This is a genomic window from Kitasatospora sp. NPDC054795 (genome assembly GCF_053611565.1).
The window spans coordinates 1-18639 of sequence record NZ_JBSHAP010000117.1 but is presented as its reverse complement, the minus strand read 5'-3'; the positions used below and the strand labels follow the sequence as shown (position 1 = coordinate 18639).

The window sequence follows — 18639 nt, the reverse complement described above, 5'->3', positions numbered from 1 at the left end:
CGTTTCCGGATCGCGTATTCGTTCCGCCGGGTTACAACGCGGGACGGTCCACCCGGAGGTGCTGTACTCGGGCGCGGTGGGGCGCGAGGATCGCGCCATGACCTCACGCAGGAACGAGCAGACGATGGACCGGCGCGCGGCCCTGAAGCGGCGCCAGGAGCAGGAGCGCGAAGACCTCCGGCAGCGGCAGACCCGCCAGACCTCCGCCCTCACCGCGATCGACAGGGCCAGGGAGCGGATCGAGATGGCCCAGGGAGAGCTCGCGCGGGAACTGGAGAAGGCCGTACCGCTCTTCGACGGCGACATCGAGGAACTCGCCGAGACCGCCGGGATCCCCAAGCGCGACGTGCAGGCCGCGCTGAAGGGGCGGCAGGAGATCTCCGCACGCACGGCGAGGCTCACCTTCCCCTCCCCCGCAGCGGCACCGGCGAGCGGCGAAGAGCAGGACGCGGAACGCGACCCGGCCGGCGCCTGTTGACCGCGCCGCAGCCGCAGGGACACCGACTTCATCCGCCCGTGTCGGCCGACCTCCACGCGACCGGACGAGCACGCGCCATCGCAGCGGGACCGCGGTCGCCCCGGCGCCGCCGAGACGGAGCAACCCAGGGCACCCCGCATACGGTTTCCTGGTGACCCGCCCCGACCCGTACGACGTCCTCCCCCAGTGACCCGCCGCCGGCCGCGGCAAGCACGGCCGGTGCCCTGCAGGGCACCACCCCCACCCGCTACGAGGCCGACCTGCGGGAGTGGCCGTACTTCACCCAGGAGACCACCGGCATCGGTGCCTGGAACGCCGACGCGTCGACGGCCACCACCTGGGCCTACGCCCCCGCCCTGCGTCGCCCCGACCCCGACCGGCCCTCACGCCGCCCACTCGCACCGCGCGTCCCCTGCACAACCCGCCCGCCGCCTGGCCGCCCCCGCGGCGTTCTACGCCTACGCCGCCGACGACGTTCACATCCCCGAGCCCCCTTCAACTCCGCCGCGCTGCGCCCCGCGCCCACCGCGCTGCCCCGCACCGCACCGCTCACCCTGGAACAGGCCGCAGCCCTTCAGTACGCCGCCGACGACGTCCTGCCCGGCCGCCACCGCCGCGGCCCGTACGACACCGCCCCGCACCGCGACCGCCTCCTCGCCTACCGCCAGGGCCGCTGCGCCGTCTGCGGCTCCGCCCCCGACAACGGCCGCCCCGCCCACACCGAGGACCACAACCCCCGCACCGGCCTCACCCGCGGCCTCCTCTGCCATCGCTGCCGCCCGCAGGCGGGCCAGGGCGCAGCCCCGTTCTGGGTCTGCTACCACGAACGCCCGCCCGCAGCCGTCCTCGGCCTGGAGCTGCGCTACCCCGCGCTCGCACCGAGCCGCCCATAAGGCCGCCAGGATCGGACGGGTACGGGGGAAGGACGGCACGCGCCCGGTCCTCCGCCGCTGACGGGACGTCGCAGCATGCCGCATCGCAGTGGCACGCGGACATGGGCCTCCGGCAGCGATCTCCGCGCCTGTGGGGCCGACCACCGCGACCAGCGTCAGCAAGCTGCCCTGGTCGGAACCATCCCCACCGGCCTATGGCCCGCCGCACCCCCGGTGGCGGGCCGGGACTATCCCCGCACGTGCGGGGCCGACTTGATCCGCTCCGGCGCGACGGGTCGTCACAAGGAACCATCCCCGCGCGTGCGGGGCCGACGATTCATGAACAACCGCGCACAGCTTCACCGGGGAACCATCCCCGCGCGTGCGGGGCCGACCTCACCATCACCGGCGACATGGGCGCCTACGTGGAACCATCCCCGCGCGTGCGGGGCCGACCCGGCGTAGGAGCAGCTGGAGACGACGGCCAGGGAACCATCCCCGCGCGTGCGGGGCCGACCGCCCACGTGCTGTCAATGAACTGGGCGGGGCCGAACCATCCCCGCGCGTGCGGGGCCGACTCGCCGGCCCGGGTCGGGGAAGGGGGCGCCGTGGAACCATCCCCGCGCGTGCGGGGCCGACGCCCAGGGCGCCGCGAACAACATGTGGTCCAAGGAACCATCCCCGCGCGTGCGGGGCCGACGACGCAGGACGGGAAGGACCCGGCCGCGGAACTGAACCATCCCCGCGCGTGCGGGGCCGACTGCACGCGGGCGGCCGGGCCGCCGGTGGCCGGGGAACCATCCCCGCGCGTGCGGGGCCGACTGGTCGTGCAGCGCCCTCGCCGAGGGACGATCGGAACCATCCCCGCGCGTGCGGGGCCGACACTTCGTGACCTGCGGGTTTATCGGCGGGAGCGGGCCGAGAGAATCAGTCCGTCGAAGTCGACGGGCTTCCAGCGGTCCTTGCCCGCGGTGCGGACGGTCCAGCCCTGTTCGTTGGTGGCGGGTTCGACGAGGACGGCTTGGCCGTCGCCGATTCGGGTGGCGAGGAGCTCCCAGAGCCGGTCGCGGATGCGGCGGCTGGGTGTGCCGACGAAGACGCCGGCGTTGACTTCGACCATCCAGCGGGTGAGGTGGCCGCGGAGGCCTTCGGGAGCCGCGATGAGGATGATGACGGTCACGGGCTGCTCGTGTCCTGGGTGAACTCCGGGCCGATGATGGCCAGGTGTTCGTCGCCCATTCCCGGGTCGGAGGCAACCGGTGTCGATGGGCCTTCGGTGCCCGACCAGTTGACGCCGCCTTGGACGGCACCGACGCGTTCGTCCCAGAGTTCGTTGACCTCGACGTCGGGCATCTCGGTGCCCTCCGGGCTGAGGAGCGCCTTTACGTCGTGAACGATACGCCCGAGCAGCTTGTCCTGGGCGATGCGGTCACGCAGGCCGAGGCGGGCGTCGCGCTCCTCGGTGTGCCCCTGCTGGGCAAGGTCGAAGGCGAGGGGGATGGTGTACTCGGCCTTGTAGAGGTCCGCGATGTCCAGGACGAACGAGGTCGCCAGTCCGGTGTGGACGAAGCCGAGCCCCGGACTGGCGCCCAGACCGGTGATGACCGCGTGGCAGATCCCGTAGAGCGCGGCGTTGGCCGCCGACAGCAGCCGGTTCAGGTCGTCGCCCGCGGCGTACGCGTCCCCGGCCTTGTAGACCCGGCCGTTCCAGGGAACGCCGGTCCGGCGGGACTCGGCCTGGTAGAGCTTGCGGATGCGGGCGCCCTCACGGCCGCGCAACTGCTGCATGGTGGCGGTGCTGACGTCCTCACCGGGGAATCGCATCCGGTACATGTTGCGCGCGACGGCCAGCCGTTCCTTCGTGCGGCTGACCAGCCAGGCCTGCCGGTTGAGGAGCGCTGCGCCGCGGCTGGGGCCAAGACCGGCGGCGTACATGCGCACGCCCTGCTCGCCGACCCAGCACACGGTGGTGCCGGAGTCGGCGAGGAGGTTGACCGCGCCGTGGGTGATGCGGGTTCCCGGGCCGAGCAGCATCACGGCGACCATGGCGGCCGGGACACGGACGGTCTCGCGTTTGTTGATGACGACGACGGCGTTCTCGTCACGGTCGATGTGGCTGCGCTCCACGTAGACGCTGGAGACGCGGTCGGCCAGGCGGTGCAGGTCGTGGGGGTGGGCTTTCCACCAGATGTCGGCCATCGTCAGCGGGCCCCGGCGGGCGGCGGGGCGAGGGTGAGCAGGCCGCAGCCGTAGGCCTTGGACGGGCCGATGCCGCCGAGGAGCGCCGCCTGAAGGAGGCCCGGGTCGGCGATGCGCAGACGCCCTTCGAAGGTGGCCGTGGTGAGGGTGACCGGGGTGCGGGTGCCGGGTTTGGTGAAGGTGCTGCGGCTGCGGTCGGTGATCCGCACCTCTCGGGCGGGCCGCACGTGGGCCGGGGTGTCGGAGGCCGACGGTTCGAGGCCCGGCGCCGGGGCGTCGGTGCGCGCCTCGGGCACGGTGAAGCCCCAGCGGGTGGTGCGGTCCAGGAACCAGGTGAGCTGCTGGGCGGCGGTGCGGTGGGCCATGCGGTAGGAGCGGTGGTGGAGTTCGGCGGCGCTCTTGGTCCGGTGCGGGCTCGCTTTGTCGGGCTTGGAGGTGTTCTGGACGGGGCTGGCCTTGAGCCGGAAGGCGAACTCGCGGCCGACGGCGAGCTGGGCGAGCAGCGGAGTGTAGTCGCGGATCGCGTAGTGCTCGCCTTCGGCGTCGGGCCATCCCGCCTGTTCGACGATGTGGGTCCAGTCGGGCTTGGAGGGGGTGAGGACCAGCAGCATCGGGCGGCGCGGGTGGTCGGCGTCCAGGCGCCACAGGGTCCGGTCACCGGGGGCGATGTCGGGGACGCCGGCCGTGACGGCGCCGTGCAGGGCGCGGGGGTTGGCGAGCAGGGTGCGGCTGGCGGCGCGCAGGGGGTTGATGCGGACGCGGGAGAGGTAGGTCATCGGGTCACCAGCCCAGCAGGGCGAACGGGTCGTGGCCGCCGGCCGCCGTGGCCGGCTGGGTGGTCGTGGTCGTCGGGCCGAGGCCGGTAGGGACGTCGAGCCAGGCGTGGCGGATCCGCCGGGTGGAAAAGCCGCGTTCGCGGGGGTCGAAGGAGCGCGGGACGTCCTGGAGGGTGTCGTCGCCCGACGGGTCGTCGAAGGTCGCGGCCAGGTCGATCCGGTGCGGGGAGGACGGCTCCGCCCTCCGCTCGCACCGCCTCCGGTAGGCCTCCTTGGCGGCTGCGCCAGCCTGCCAGGGTTCCTGCGCCAGTACGTCCTCCACGGTCCCGTCGCGCACCGTGCCGAGGGCGAGCGGCTGGGTGGGGACGCAGGAACGCCGGCCGAGGGCGAGCGGGAAGGCGGGGCGGCGCACCGCCTCGGCGAGCGTCTCTACGAGCGCGGCCGGGCCCTGGACGGCGGCGACGAACACCGCGTCCTGGAGGTAGAAGCGGTGGGTGACGTGGGTGTCCTTGGCCGGAGAGGTCGGCTTCTGAACGCCCTTGGCGTTCACCCCGGCCTGCGGCAGCGGCCGGCCCCGGTAGTCACTGACGGTGTGATAGTCGCGCAGCAGCGTGCCGGGCTGGTCGACGCGCACACCCAGGCGCAGGCCGACCAGCTCGGTGAGGTCCGCTTCGCGCGGGTATCCCGCGGCGGCGGCGAGCAGGCCGACGACGCCGGACTTCGTCGGCTGGGGACGGCTGTCGCGACGGTTGAACGCGCTGCGGTCACCCCAGGACTGGAGGGGACCTGCCAGCCGCAGGACAAGGACCGCCTGCGCCTCGCCCTGCGGGGCCGGGGCCGGGGCCGGTACGGGAGTGGGGTCGACGGGCATCAGTTGTCGTTCACCCGCTCGATGAGGACGGTGCGCAGGCCCTCGCACAGCTCGGGGAAGGTGCGGTTCGCACCGAAGGCCTCCACCAGCTTCCCCCCGGTCTCCTCCGTGTCGGCGCCGAGGGTGTGGCAGATGCCGACGTACAGCGGGGTGTCGCCCCACTGCTCGGTGGCGGTGGCGAACTCCGCCGCGAGGCGGCGCGCGGACTCGGAAACGATGCCCCGGCTCGCCGGGACGGGGTTCTCGTACGCGGAGACGAGGTTCACCGGCTGGTCGGCGCGCACGACGACGGCAACCAGGCTGGGGCGGGTGCGGTGGGCGAAGGAGTTGCCGTAGCCGGTGGGCATCGAGCGGGCGAAGGAGTCGACGAACAGGTCGACGGCGTCGACCGCGGCCTTGTCGTCGCCGAGGTTCTCCCGCAGCTGGTGCAGGCCGACGGTGGCGTAGCGGTAGAGGGTGGCGGAGTTGAAGCCGATGGTGCCGATCATGCCGGCGCCGGTCTCGTCGGCGGTATTCTCGTCGTCGACGGCCGTGTAGTAGTCGAACTCGAGCTCCGCGGCGTGGGTGGAGATCGCGTGCGCGACCTGCGTCGCGGCGTCCACGTTCAGTCCGGGGATGTCCGCGACCATCCGGCCGAACAGCGCCACGTCCGCGGGGTGGCCGCTCTGCAGCTGCTCCTTGACCGGCAACGCTTTGACCGCCTCTTCCAGGGCCTTGGCGTCGAGGGCAGCGAGGTCGGTGGCGGCGACCAGGCCGACGATGGCGTCCAACTGGCGGCGCCCGTAGAAAAGGAGGTAGGCGGTGTCGCCCGCCTTCTTACCGGCGGAGATCCCGGTCGACTTGATCAGCGCGTCGGCGATCCGCTGCGCGTCCTCGGCCGCGATGCCGCTGCGCTCGGCGATGCCCTTGGCGAGCTGGGAGGCGATCCGCTTGGTGCGGGTGGCGAGGTCCTGCGGGTCGCGGCTCTCGGTGAAGTGGATGCGGGTGGCACGCTTCCAGGCCTGGGAGGAGACCCGGGAGCGGCGCTTGCCGCCGAAGTAGGCCTCCTTGGGGTTCCCGTTGTCGTCGCGGTTGAGGTTCGCCGGCGGGACGGTCTGCAGGATGTGCACGTCGATGTAGAGGCGGTCGGTCATGCGCTTCTCCTCGAAGGTGATGGTGCCGGTGGTGGCGGGTGTGCCGAGGCTACGGTTGTCCCGGCGGCGCGCTCAGCTGCCGGCGGCGCCCTTGTCCTTGTCCTTCCAGGCCTGGTAGCCGATGGCCCACTTGAGGCGGACCTGCGGGCGCCGGTCGGTGTGGTGCCAGGCCCGGATGTCGGCCATCAGGTGGTTGTAGTCCAGCGGCTGCCCGACGGTGCGCAGCTGGGCGACCAGGCCGCGCAGGTGCACCAGCAGCGCGGACACGCTGGTGGCGCCCGCGAGCTGGGCGACGCGCGTGTCGAGAGCCTCCTCGCTGAACTTGCCGCTGCGGCGCAGGGCCCGCAGGGCCTCGCCGAGCTTGACGCCTCGGCGGTGCATCGGCGTGGACTGGCTCTGCTGGTGGAGGCCGTAAAGGGCGAGGGCGGCGTGCTCGGCCTTCTGCTCGTCGGAGACCTCGTCGCGCAGCGCCAGGGCGTCGTCGACCTCGCAGCTGTACAGGGGCCACATCTTGGGGCTGTCCATGACGGGGCGCCCGAGGCCGGAGCGCAGGGCCGCGAGGTCCTCGCCGGGCGGTCGGCGGGGCTGCATGGTACGCGGGTCGATGCGCCAGGTGTGGTCGTGGGCGATGAACTGGTCCCAGTACCGGCGCCGCTTGGCGGCGGTGGTGTGCTCAGTGGTCAAGGTCCGCTCCGGGATCGGGGTCGGGTTCGAGGGCGGGTCCGGTCTCGGCTTCCCGGGCGGCTGCCGCTTCCCGGACGGCGTCGGCGTAGCGCGGGAGGATGTCGTCGACCTGACGCCGGAAGTTGGCGCCCGCGGTGCCGAGCTTGTAGGTCTGCGGCTTGCCCGACTTGCCGGCCGGGTCGACGGTGCGGCCCGCGAAGGTGGTGGCGGGAGCGGCCAGCAGGAGCTCGTTCGCCGCGTCCCGTGCCAGGCGGTGGGCCAGCTCCTCCCAGGCGAGCCTGCCCCGCTCCAGGACGTCTTCGTCGGCTCCGGCGTCGCGGACGCCGGCGAGCAGCCGCCGCACCAGCGGGTCGAGGGTGTGCAGGAGGAGGTCGCCCGGGCGCTGGCCCTTGTCCCAGGGGATGGGGTCCGCGCCGGCGGCCCGGCGCAGGTCGGCGGAGAGGTTGTTGACGGCCTTCGCGAGCTGTTCCGCCTGCTCCGCGACGTCCAGGAGGAGCTGGTGGGCTTCGCTGTCCTGGTGCAGGGCGAGCAGGGGCAGGGGGATGGTGTCGTGGATGACGTCCTCGACGACGGAGGACTGGGTGCCGTAGGCCATGCCGAAGGTCTCGACCTGGAACGGGTAGTCGGCCGCGAGCTTGCCGATCACCCGCAGGGCACTGGCCTCGTCGAGCAGGACGCTGGTCTCGAAGGTGCCGTCCGGACCCTGGCGGGCCGGAGTGAGGAGGGCGTCCAGGCCCCGCCAGGCGGCCTTGCCCTGGGTGTGCCGGCGCGGCCTGCGTTCGGGGAGTGCGGATGCGGACTTCTTGGCGGGCGCTGTGAACGTCCAGGCGGTGTGCGGCTCCTGGCTCGGCAGGGTCGTGAGGCGGTCTCCGGCGCTGACGACCACCCGGGCGACCTTCAGCCGGCCGGACTCGTCCTGGTGCGGGACGAGCCGGATCCGCCGGGCCTGCCAGGTCCACAGGTCGAGCAGGCCCTCGGCCGCACGCGGCTTCCAGGCGGGGCCGTGCGGACCCCTTGTCCACTGCGGGGCTCCGATGACACTGACCGGGGTGACCGGCAGGTTCAGCAGAAGGGTCTCGTACAGGGTGCGCCCGACGGGGACGATGACGCCGAGCTGGCCGAGCGGGCCGGTCGGATTCCCGGTCGTCTTGCCCGCCTTGACCTGGTCGTCGCCGACGACGCCGGTCTTGATCGCCGCGGTGTCCCAGCAGTGCGTGTGCACGAGCCAGTGGGCGGCCTGGGCCGGTGTCAGATCGAGCGGGTCCGCGTCCGAACGGCTGGCGAACAGCGGCACGTTGTTGCCGCTCGCCGCGGTCGCCACCAGGGCGGCAGAGCCCTTCGTCTCGTCCTTGGCGGTCCGCAGCCCGGCGACCTGCGCGAACGGGTCGGCCGGATCGAAGAGGTCGAACTTCGCACGGTGCTTGTCGAGGTAGGCCTGGAGTCTGTCCAGCTCGTCCTCGGTGAACCCGTGCTTGTGCGCGAGCCGCTCCCCCTTCTCCCGCAACGTCTGGGGCGCGCCGATGGCGTGGGCGACGACGGGCAACAGGACCTGGCGCAGGACGGCCGGCAGCTGGGTGGAGAACTCGACGACGAGGCCTTCCAGCTCGTGGGCTCGGGCCAGGGCCCCGGCGATCCCCAGTTCCACGGGCGGCCCGCCGCCGACGGGGCGCACCGCCAGCCACGGCTCCTCGACAAGGTTGTACCCAGGCACGCGCCGTTCTCCCAACTGGCTCTGTCTTGCTTGCTACTGGTTCATCGTGGCATCGGTGAAGGTCTGTTGTAGGGCGAATGCTTGAATTGCCCCTCGGCCCCGCAGGATTTGGTGCGCGGGGATGGCCCCTGGCTCTGTCTGCGAGCCGGTCCCGGCTGCAAGTAGGCCCCGCGCTCGCGGGTTGGGAGTGTGTGGGCGGAACGGCACTGCGTCTGTTCCGCCCACACGGCCCGCTACCGGTACGGCTTTCCTCCGCTCACCACGAGACCGAGCAGGTCGTCGTAGCGCAGTCGGAAGTCACCGATGACCGCTTCGCCCTGTCCGTCGAGCTCCAGGGCCAGGCTGTAGCGCAGCCACGGATGGTCCCGCCATCCCGGCAGAGGGCCGAGTGCCTGCTTCGCCGCCTCGGTCAGCTTGGCGGGCAGGCGCACCGTCCCGGAGAGCACGTCGTCGACCACTTCCGCGGCGACTTCGCCGTTCGGCCCGAGCCTGCGGCCCGTCACCGTCCGGAAGCCGCCATCCTTCCGGTGGACCAGGACCACCTCCACGCTGGGCTCCCCGTCCCGGACGAGTGCCTCGAACTGGCCTTCGGAGAGCGTGCCGTGGCCTCCGTAGTGCAGCCCTGCCAGCGTCGGCGCCCCGTGGTCGCCCGCTCGGGTCAGCACGTACTCGGCGGCCTTCGCGCGACGCTCGGCCTGCCGCTGCTCCCACTCCTGCCGGCCCTGTGCCTCGGCCTCGGCCCACGCCGCCGGGACAACCGGGTCCGTGCCGTAGACCCGGGCGACCAGGTCCGGCACCCGGCCCGGAATGTTCCACGCGCCTGCGTCGGCCGCCGCCCGCTCGACCTCGGCGGCCGTCCGCAGGAGGAGGTAGCGGCCGTAGATCTTTTCAGAGGCGCGCAGGATGTGCGGCGCGCCGTCACCGTCGAGGCCGACGCCGGTGACGACGACGGTGGGCTGCGACAGCAGGTGGGGGCGCTTCACTCCGTCGTGGCGGTGGAGGCGGCCGATACGCTGGAGGAGGAGGTCGATCGGGGCGAGGTCGGTGATCAGCAGATCGGCGTCGACGTCGAACGACTGCTCCGCGAGCTGGGTGGCGACCACGATCAGCCTGCCGGGCCGCTCGACACCCTCCGACGGCGGTCCGAGCATGTCCAGCACGTCCTGCGTGCGGTCGGCCCGATGGCCCGCGTGCAGGCGGCCGTGCAGGAGGCGGACGTCGGCGCCGTACTCCTTGTGGAGGGCGTCGAACGTGGCCTGGGCGCGGGCCACGGTGTTGCGGATGATCAGTACGCATCCGCCGTCGGCCAGACGCTCCCTCAGGTAGTCGGCCACGGCTGCATCCGCCGGTTCCGGTGCGGGCTGCGCGGCCTGGGAGGAGGCGGTCCGCGTCGGCGGCTCGTCGAGCACCTCGACCCGCACCTGAAGGTCCTCGCGCCAGGATCCAGTGCTCTCGACCAGCAGCTCCGGCCCGCCGTCCTGCCCGGCCCAGGCCGCCGTCACGCTCGGGTAGCCCTGCGACTCGGGGATCTCCAGTGCCTCCGGAACCTCCGCGGACCGCGTACCGGCCAGGTATGCGGCGACCAGGCGGCGGCGCTGCTCAGGCGGCAGGGTCGCCGACAGCAGCACCACCGGCACTCCGGCCTGGCCGAGCCACCACAGGCCCTCCAGGAGGAACTGCGACATGTAGACGTCGGCGGCGTGGACCTCGTCCAGGATCACGACCTTGCCCACCAGGCCGGCCATCCGCAGCATCACGTGCTTGGTCCGGGTCGCGGCGTACAGGAGCTGGTCGATGGTGCCCACCGCGAACGGGCTCAGCAGGCCACGCCGACGGCCCAGGAACCACTCGGCGGGAGCCCTGCGCTCCCCGCCCTCACAACCGTCGAAGCCATCGGTCTGCATGCCGTACTCGTCCACCGTCGAGTAGCGGGCGTCGGCGTCCTGGCTCCCCTCCCCCGCGTCTTCCAGCAGGCCGCGCCATTCCTTGTTGAACATCCGCTTGCCATGCAGCAGCGCGACCTGGTCCTCCAGCCCCTCCTCGACGTTGCGCAGCCAGGACCGGACCTGGGTGAACATCGGGTCCGCGGTCGCCTGGGTCGGCATGCCCAGGTACACCCCGTCCAGGCCGTACCGGGCGGCCAGCAGCTCCGCCGCCGCCAACGCGGCCTTCGTCTTCCCCTCTCCCATCGGCGCCTCGACGATCACCAGGCCCGGCCCGCCCATCCGACGCACGACATCGAGCACCAGATCCTGCGACGGGCGGGTCCCGTGACCGAAGCGGTCCCGGAACGCCTCCGGGCCGGGAGTCGGCAGCACCCCCCACCCGCCGCGCAACCCGAGACTCGCCCATGCCTTTGCTGCCCGCTGCCGCGCCTGGGCCATCGTCACTCTCGCGAGCTCCGGAACCCCGGCGAAGTGCCGCTCGTCGCTGGCGATCCAGTCCGCCATCACCACGAAACCGGACAGCTGAAGCTGCATCGCACGGCCCGGCACCAGGACAGGTTCCACCGCGGCCAGCGGCGACTCCCCCTCGAAGCCGAGCTCCCGGGAGAACACCTCCACCAGCGCCGACTGCGCCAGCTTCCAGGACAGCCCCTTCCCCTGCAGGTCTGCCTTCTTCGGCGGCAACTGGCCCAAGGTGGGGAAGCGGCCGTGGTGGCCGGCGACCAGCGGCCAGACCCACTCGATCTGCTCCTGCACCCACCCCGCGTCGGAGAGCATGGTCCGCAGAAGACAGCCGCCGGCCTTGTCGTGCCGCCAGGTCTCCGAGTTCACCGCGTATTTGTTCCAGGACAGGCCCGACCGGCGGACGGCAGCCTCCCCGGCGGTGTCAAGGCGCTGGAAGGCGGGCACGGCCTTGCCGCAGTCATGAATCCCGCACAGCCAGGCGAACAGACGCCGACCCATCCCCCGGCCCCCGACGATGGCGTCCAGATGCCGCCGAGTGACCGGCGGAAGGTAGCGGTCCCACACGAACTCCGCCACCGCCGCGGTATCCAGCATGTGCGACAACAGCAGGTTGGCAGTCCCCCCGGCCCGCCCCGCCGACTTGCCCCACAACGCTCCGAGCCAGTCCCTCACCTCGGGAGGGTACGACCGCCAGCGGTCCTCAACCATCGTTCTGAACCTCCGTGAACGAGTAGGCTCACGAGCCTAGGACCCAGCACTGACACTCCGCCCAGCCGCTGAGAGAGATGACGTCACCACGTGAGCGCCACCGCAGATCGCCGACCGAATCGAACTGAATCAACCAGCGCCTGCTGAGACGCATCACCGCAGCTCAGGAAGTGTCGGCCCCGCGCTCGCGGGGGTTGCTCCCCACCAAGGAGAGCCCAATGCCCGACGACATCGTCGGCCCCGCGCTCGCGGGGGTTGCTCCTTGCCCAGCTCGGTTGCGAGCTGCGGCCACTGGTCGGCCCCGCGCTCGCGGGGGTTGCTCCCCATGCGCTACCTGCACGACCTGCGGCCCGAGGTCGGCCCCGCGCTCGCGGGGGTTGCTCCCCGCTGTCCATGTACCGCTTGAGGCTCTCCTCGTCGGCCCCGCGCTCGCGGGGGTTGCTCCTCGGTCGTGCTGCTGCGGATCAGCGTCTGGCAGTCGGCCCCGCGCTCGCGGGGGTTGCTCCCATCGACAGCAGCACCTCGGCCAACCTGCGGGGTCGGCCCCGCGCTCGCGGGGGTTGCTCCGGCCGGGCCGGGTTCGCCGGAGTCGTCACCTGGTCGGCCCCGCGCTCGCGGGGGTTGCTCCGGGGCGTCGCACTGCTGGCAGCGGGCCCGGGTGTCGGCCCTGCGCTCGCGGGGGTTGCTCCTCCGGGCACGGCACTCAGGCGTTCGACCAGATGTCGGCCCCGCGCTCGCGGGGGTTGCTCTGGATAAAAAGCCCTGGTCCGGGGTGTGGTGAGGTCGGCCCCGCGCTCGCGGGGGTTGCTCCGAGGAGCAGTGTGCGTCGAGCCCGCCTGCCTCGTCGGCCCCGCGCTCGCGGGGGTTGCTCCCCGCCGATGGTGTGCAGCACGATGCTCCGGACGTCGGCCCCGCGCTCGCGGGGGTTACTCCTTGCACTGCGGCATCATCGACGAGCTGCACGTGTCGGCCCCGCGCTCGCGGGGGTTGCTCCATGGGCGTGGGCCCGTGGACGTAGGGACGAAGGTCCGCCCCGCGCTCGCGGGGGTTGCTCCTTCTTGGTGACGTGTCCCTGGGGTCGACCCATCGGCACGACCGGGTCACCGGTGGCTGCGGTGTCGTCCTCAGGCTGTCTGGTCGATGACGGCCCGGCCGGCGCGTTGCAGTGCCTCGTCGTCTTCGACGCTCCCGAAGAAGCCGCCGCTTCGGCGGGCGAGGGTGAGTTCGGCGTGGATCCGCGGAAGGGCGGGTGCGGCAGCTGGTCCCATCCACTGCAGGCAGTCCATGACTGGGCCTGCGGTCGAGTCGTTCCTCTCCCATGCCTCCAGCAGCACGGACAGGACGACCTCGGCCTCGGCCCGACCGCCGATGTCGTGGACCGCGGCGGCGGCGTGCACCCGGGTCCAGATGTGGCCGGCTTCGGACAGCTGCCGCAGGCGGGGCAGTGCTGCGACAGCCGACCCTCCGATCCGGCCGAGGACGTCGGCGGCGTCGTGGCCCTTGTCGGTGTCGAGCAGGGCGGTCAGCCGCGGCACGGCATCGGTGGGGTCGCGCTCGATGTCCCACAGGGCCTTCACGGCTGCGAAGCGCAGGTCCGGATCCTCGGCGTCGGCGAGCGGCCGGACCTTCTCCAGCGCGGACGCGGCGCCGGTGCCGATGGAGCCCAGCGCGTAGAGGGCCGCGCCGGCGGTCTGCCACTGCTCCTGCTCGACGGCGGTGGTGAGGGCCGTGGTGAGCGCGGGTACGGCCGCCGGGTCACCGAGCCTGTTGAGGGCGGCCATCAGCGCGGTGGCGGATCCCCAGGGCCAGGAGAAGTCCGCGTCGGCCAGGCGCCGGGTCACCCTCGGCACCAGTTCCCCGGCGGCCTGCGGGAGGTGGCCGACGACCTGTAGGGCGCGCCAGTCGTCGGTGCCGCTGTCGAGCGCCGTCAGCAGGCTGGGCAGGGCTCGCTCGTCGCCGAGGCCGGCCAGCGCCGTGACCGCCTGCTGGTGGGCCCGGCGCAGCAGCGGGTGCCGTGCGGCCCAGACGTTCGGGCCGTGGGTGGTGCGGTGTGCTTCCACGAGTGCGGCGAGGGCTTCGCGTGCGGGTTCGGCGAGGACGGCGGGGAGTTTTCCGAGGGTTTCGGCCGCTTCGGCGGTGGTGTACGGGTCGTCGGGGAGCAGGCAGTCGGCGAGCAGGAGGACGAGGCCGGTGTGGTTGCCGCGCCAGGAGCGGATCAGGTCCCAGGTCATGGCGATGGCGTCGTAGCGGGTGGCCGCGTCGGGGCTGCGGAGCTGGGCGGTGAGCAGGGCGGTGCGCTCGGGTACCCGCGCGTCCAGTACCCGGTGGAAGGTGGTCAGCAGCTCGGTGGTGGGGGCGTGGACGCGGCCGTGGCGGTCGAGGTCGGCGAAGATGGCGGCTATCTGCGGCGGGGCTCCGTGGTTCGGTGCCGGTTCGGTGGCGATGTCCGTGCAGGTGCACTGCCCGCAGTCCGCTGGTCGGGCCTCGGGCTCGTCCTCGTCCTCGGGCTCGGGTGCCGGTTCGGGGGTGAGCTGCTGGAGCAGACCGGTCGCCGTCGGGACGAGGCCGTCGTCGATCGCCTCCGGCGTGCAGGCGGCCCGGTGGACGAGGGCGGCGAGCCGGATGTCCGGGTCCAACGCGGGGTTGGCCGTCAGGGAGGTGAGCCAGGTCGTCACCGGGCCGATCGCCTCCGGCAGTCGTCGGGCCAGCGTCGCGGCCGCCTCGATGACCAGCAGCCGCTCCACGGTGCCGTTCTCGGCCGCCAGCCGCTCACGCAGCAGGGCGAGCGCCCTCTCGGCCTCGTCGAGGAACAGCCCCAGTGCCGGGACGGCAGCCTGCCGCACCTGCGGGTCCGGGTCCGCCGCGTGCCGAACGAAGTCCTCGATGCGCTCACGCATCCGAGGCACGACATCCGCGTAGGGCATCGACGCGTGACCGGACGGACTGTAGTAGACGCCGTCGGGGTCGCGGTCCAGGGCCGCGCTGCCGATGCTGAGCAGGAGCCGGAGGACGGCCGCGCGGTCGGGCACCTGGGGATCGTCGGCGAGCGCAAGAAGGAACGGCAGGCTCGCCGCCGTGCACGAGTAGACATCGCCCTGGTGGTGGACCGAGTTGTAGAAGCTACTGAAGGCCCTCTCCCGGACGTCGGGGTCGGGTGAGGCCATCTGCTCCAGCCACAGCGGGACTTCGTCGGCCGTGCCGTAGGCATGCCCCATGGACGACCAGTCGACGAGGTCGAGGCCCTCAAGGTTGTTGATCATGGATCGCACAGTGACACGAGGTACTGACACTGCCACCAGCACACAGCGCGCCGTGTCGACAATTCCCTACGCCCCCTCGGCGAGTTCATGGCATCCCCGTTCCGTTGGACGGTGCGACCGCGGGCTGTTGGACGCGGTCCGCGCAGTCTCCCGGGGTGCGGTCCCCTCTGAGCGTCGAGAACCCTCCTGCGCTGCCCCGCGAAGTGGTGGTCGAGGCGTCGGAGCTGCCTCCGCGTGACCGTTCGGCGGAGCGTGAGGCGGCGGATGTCCTGGTCGGGGCCGCATCGCACGACGACGACGCGGACTTCGTCGAGCACTGGTGCGTGCAGGTCGGGACGCGGGCTGCGCCGGGGAGCCCCTTGCTCGGGCTGGCCGGCCTGTGCCTGGGACACACCGCTCGACGCTTCGGGCGCCTCAGCGATGAAGTCCTCGCGCTGGGGTGGCGGTGGAGGCACCGGCCGAGGTCGCCGGCACCCGGCGGGTGGGGGGCGCCTCGCGAGCAGACAAGCCGCGCGTACACCTCGGTCGGGAGCCGCTCGTCGGCGCTGGCGCATCGGTCCCGGCAGACCGGCACGTATGCTCCGTATCCCCGTGGACGCGGAGTCCGGCCGTCGAAGTGACGGCCGGGCTCGGCCCCGGGCCCGAACCCGGGCTCGCCGTCGGCTTCGTGGGGTCTGCGGCCCGAGCAGGGCATGCCCGACGATGCGATGTCTATAGATCGTTTATGTATGTCTTTTGTGTTCTCAGCGTTTCCTGCGGAAGTCGCCCGGCGTGGAATTCCACGATCGGCCGAGGTCGTCGGCCTCCAACCGACCTTCGCACACCATCGAGGAGCCGCAACCGGTCCGCCGGAAGCCCCTCGCGCGCATGCGCCGGCCTGACAGCATGTCGGCGTGACTGGAGAGGTGCACAACAACATCGAGGGATCGCCCGGGAACGTGGTCCAGGCGGGGAGCATCGGCTCCGTCCACTTCGGCTCCGCCCCCGCTGCCCGACACGGAGAGCCGGTCCCCGCCGACGCCGAGGAAGCCGCCCTGGACGGGCTTGCCCGCGAGGTCCTGGAGCAGTGGCGTGACGAGGCCAACGTCCGCGGTCTGCGGGAGCGGGTTCCGATGGTGGTCCCGTGGGAGCTGGAGCCGGCCCATGGGAGCAACTCGAACGCGGGGCTCCCCGAACAACTCGGGTTCGAGGAAGTGGTCGCTCGGGTCCGGACGCTCACACCGCACCAGTTGGTGGTCACCGGTCCGGGCGGGGCGGGAAAGTCCTCCCTCGTCGTCCTGATCGTGGTCGAGCTGCTGGAAGCCAGGCTCCTCGGCTCACGGGAGAGCGTCCCGGTCATCCTGTCGATGTCGGACTGGGAGCCGGGGATCAGCATCCAGGACTGGGTCATCAGGCGTATCGGCGAGGACTACGGGCATCTCGTGGCAGGTCTGGATCGGCCCACCGTCGAGTCCCTGGTACGGGATCGGCGGATCGTTCCCGTGCTCGACGGCTTCGACGAGCTGCTGCCGCTGGCCCGCGGCAACGCGGTGGAGGCGCTGAAGCGCGCGCTCGGCACGAAGGACCCTCTGGTTCTGACGTCCCGGCCCGAGGCGTACCAGCACGCCGTGGACTCCTCGCCGGTGCTGCGCGGTGTGCCCGTCCTGCGCGCCCGCCCGGTCCCGCCGCGGGCCGGCAGGGCGTACCTCGCCCAGATGTGTCATCGGGACCGCATCGGCCCCTGGCAGACGCTCTTCGACGCGATGGAGAGCGACCCCGAGGGCCCGGTCGCCACCGCCCTGTCCTCTCCGCTGATGCTCTGGCTCACGGCGACGGTGTACGCGCCGAAGGAGTCCGATCCTCGGGAGCTGCTCGATGCGACGCGGCTGCCCACGCAGGCGGACATCGAGGGCCATCTCCTGGACGGGCTGATCCCGGCCGTCTGTGCGCAGGGGCCGCGACCGTCCTACCTTCCCGGGCCGGTGCGCCGTTGGAGGCCCGACCGCGCGCCCGCGTACTTCCGCTTCCTGGCCGATGACCTGCGCCGCCGGCGCACCCAGGACATCGCTTGGTGGCAGCTGCGGAGCCTGCTGACCGAGCCGGGTGTCTGGGGCGCCGTCGTCCTCGTCGTGGTGGCCGCCTGCGGCACGGCGGTCGGCTACGGGATCGCGGGGCTGGCCGCCCTCCTCGGGGTTGCTCCCCCTCGGCCTGGGATCGGGGTCCCGGAAGTGGGCCAGGCGCTCGGGGCCGTCACCGCGATGGCCGTCATCGCGACGGCGTTCGGACGGGTTTTCACGAGGCATTTGTTCAGCGGCTTCGACAATCGCCCGCGACGGCCGGCGGCCGGAACCGGCGGCCGGCTGTTGCTGGCCGCGTCGGCCGTTGCCACGACGGCCGTCGGCGTGGCCCTGCCCGGCACCACGTCGGCGAGCCTGTGCGTCTTCCTCCTCCCCGTTCTCTCAGGTGTACTCCTGACGCGGTCGACCGAATTCGACATGGCGGCCAGGCCGAGGCAGTTGCTGCGCGACGAGCTCCGGATCGCTCTGGTCGAAGCCGCACTGGTCGCGCCGGCCGTCGCGGGCACCTCGCTGGCGTTCTTCCACTGGCTCAACGGCGATCCGCTGTTGATCGGTGGTGCCCTCGTCGTCAGCTGGTCGTGCTCGGCCGCGGTGCTGATGGCCCTCAGCCGGTGGGGCCGCTGGACCGCCACGTGCCTCGTCCTGGCGGGGAGGCGACGTCTGCCACGGGACGTGCTGGGCTTCCTTGAGGACGGCCGCCGGTTGGGCGTGCTGCGGCGGGTCGGCGGGGTCTACCAGTTCCGGCACGCCGAGTTGAGGTCACGGCTCACCGACGGGGCGCCGGGTGGGTTGCCCGACGATGTAGCAGGGCCGCGCGAGATGGTGCTCAGGAGCAGCGTGCGAAGTCTCGGGGCCCTGCGGGCGTTGGCGTTCGATCTGTTGGCGCCGGTCGTCGTGTTCCTCCTGGTGGTCTCCCCGATGTCCTCGGGATCGGGCTTCCGCGACGACTGGTACCGGACCTGGCTGCTGCTCGTACGCCACGGGTCCGTACTGCTCGGCGCGCTCTGCGTCCTCGTCCTCGGGGCACTGGCCCTGCGGGCTGTCGCGACGCGGCTGCGGATCGACGACGAGGGCGTGGAGCTCGACGGTGGCCGCAGGCTGCGGCTGCGGTGGGACGACGTGGCGGAGGTACGGGTGCTCAGGATCCGATCCCACAGGAACAGGGAGACCGGCTCCCTCGGTCTGATCAGCTCGTACTACCTCGTGATGAGGCCGGTGCCCGGACGGGAGTCACCGCGCTCCCGTACCACCTCGGACGGCTGGGTCCGGGTGTGGGAGCTGGGCCCCACCGAGGTGGTGCCGTTCGACCTGGAGGTCGCGCTGACCCGGTTCGCCGGCGACCGCTGGCGCCGTGACGTCTGAGGCCTCAAGCCTGTGTCCGCCCTGACCATCCGCATTCGTGGTCTGCGGCTGCTCGGACCTCGGATCACCTGGCCTCGTCGCCCGTCGGATGCCTCGGGATTTTCCGCGGAAAATCCC

12 protein-coding genes and 2 CRISPR repeat arrays are annotated in these 18639 nt (G+C 72.4%); of the genes, 3 read left to right on the top strand and 9 right to left on the bottom strand.

Going from position 1 to position 18639, the window contains the following annotated elements; genetic code table 11:
- The first annotated feature begins 97 nt into the window (after nt 1-97).
- Nucleotides 98-478 (top strand): hypothetical protein, encoded by a 381-nt coding sequence (locus tag ACWGJO_RS32270; RefSeq protein ID WP_452189192.1) that lies wholly within the window; start codon nt 98-100, stop codon nt 476-478.
- 224 nt (nt 479-702) lie between these two features.
- Complete coding sequence (locus tag ACWGJO_RS32265) at nt 703-1371, top strand: endonuclease domain-containing protein (RefSeq protein WP_452189200.1); 669 nt, start codon at nt 703-705, stop codon at nt 1369-1371.
- A gap of 224 nt (nt 1372-1595) precedes the next feature.
- Nucleotides 1596-2233: direct repeats of the CRISPR family, unit length 28 nt; unit sequence GAACCATCCCCGCGCGTGCGGGGCCGAC.
- A gap of 18 nt (nt 2234-2251) precedes the next feature.
- On the opposite strand, the gene cas2e is transcribed toward ACWGJO_RS32265, so the two are convergent.
- From cas2e to ACWGJO_RS32220, 9 genes are all read right to left on the bottom strand, one after another.
- Complete coding sequence (gene cas2e / locus ACWGJO_RS32260) at nt 2252-2530, bottom strand: type I-E CRISPR-associated endoribonuclease Cas2e (protein WP_359826378.1); 279 nt, start codon at nt 2528-2530, stop codon at nt 2252-2254.
- Nucleotides 2527-3549, bottom strand: coding sequence for a type I-E CRISPR-associated endonuclease Cas1e (gene cas1e, locus ACWGJO_RS32255; RefSeq protein WP_452189190.1), 1023 nt, complete (start codon nt 3547-3549; stop codon nt 2527-2529). The genes cas2e and cas1e overlap by 4 nt, the downstream gene beginning before the upstream one ends.
- 2 nt (nt 3550-3551) lie before the next feature.
- Entirely contained in the window at nt 3552-4325 is a 774-nt protein-coding gene (gene cas6e / locus ACWGJO_RS32250; RefSeq protein ID WP_452189189.1) for a type I-E CRISPR-associated protein Cas6/Cse3/CasE, read from the bottom strand.
- 4 nt (nt 4326-4329) lie between these two features.
- Nucleotides 4330-5196, bottom strand: coding sequence for a type I-E CRISPR-associated protein Cas5/CasD (gene cas5e, locus ACWGJO_RS32245; RefSeq protein WP_452189187.1), 867 nt, complete (start codon nt 5194-5196; stop codon nt 4330-4332).
- On the bottom strand, nt 5196-6329 hold the full coding sequence (cas7e, locus tag ACWGJO_RS32240; RefSeq protein ID WP_452189185.1) for a type I-E CRISPR-associated protein Cas7/Cse4/CasC: 1134 nt from the start codon (nt 6327-6329) through the stop codon (nt 5196-5198). Before cas7e ends, cas5e begins: the two co-directional genes overlap by 1 nt.
- 72 nt (nt 6330-6401) lie before the next feature.
- Nucleotides 6402-7013, bottom strand: a complete 612-nt coding sequence (casB, locus tag ACWGJO_RS32235) for a type I-E CRISPR-associated protein Cse2/CasB (RefSeq protein WP_452189183.1) — start codon at nt 7011-7013, stop codon at nt 6402-6404.
- Nucleotides 7003-8724 carry a type I-E CRISPR-associated protein Cse1/CasA gene (casA, locus tag ACWGJO_RS32230; protein ID WP_452189181.1) on the bottom strand — a complete coding sequence of 574 codons (1722 nt, stop codon included), beginning with the start codon at nt 8722-8724 and terminating at the stop codon, nt 7003-7005. Before casA ends, casB begins: the two co-directional genes overlap by 11 nt.
- 233 nt (nt 8725-8957) lie before the next feature.
- A complete protein-coding gene (cas3, locus tag ACWGJO_RS32225; RefSeq protein WP_452189179.1) occupies nt 8958-11807 on the bottom strand; it encodes a CRISPR-associated helicase Cas3' in 2850 nt (949 codons plus the stop codon).
- Between the two features lie 208 nt (nt 11808-12015).
- Nucleotides 12016-12898: direct repeats of the CRISPR family, unit length 29 nt; unit sequence GTCGGCCCCGCGCTCGCGGGGGTTGCTCC.
- Nucleotides 12899-12967: 69 nt separating this feature from the next.
- On the bottom strand, nt 12968-15103 hold the full coding sequence (locus ACWGJO_RS32220; RefSeq protein ID WP_452189177.1) for a HEAT repeat domain-containing protein: 2136 nt from the start codon (nt 15101-15103) through the stop codon (nt 12968-12970).
- 893 nt (nt 15104-15996) lie between these two features.
- Between ACWGJO_RS32220 and ACWGJO_RS32215 the strand changes: the two genes are divergently transcribed.
- On the top strand, nt 15997-18522 hold the full coding sequence (locus tag ACWGJO_RS32215) for a hypothetical protein (RefSeq protein ID WP_452189175.1): 2526 nt from the start codon (nt 15997-15999) through the stop codon (nt 18520-18522).
- The last annotated feature ends 117 nt before the right edge of the window (nt 18523-18639 follow it).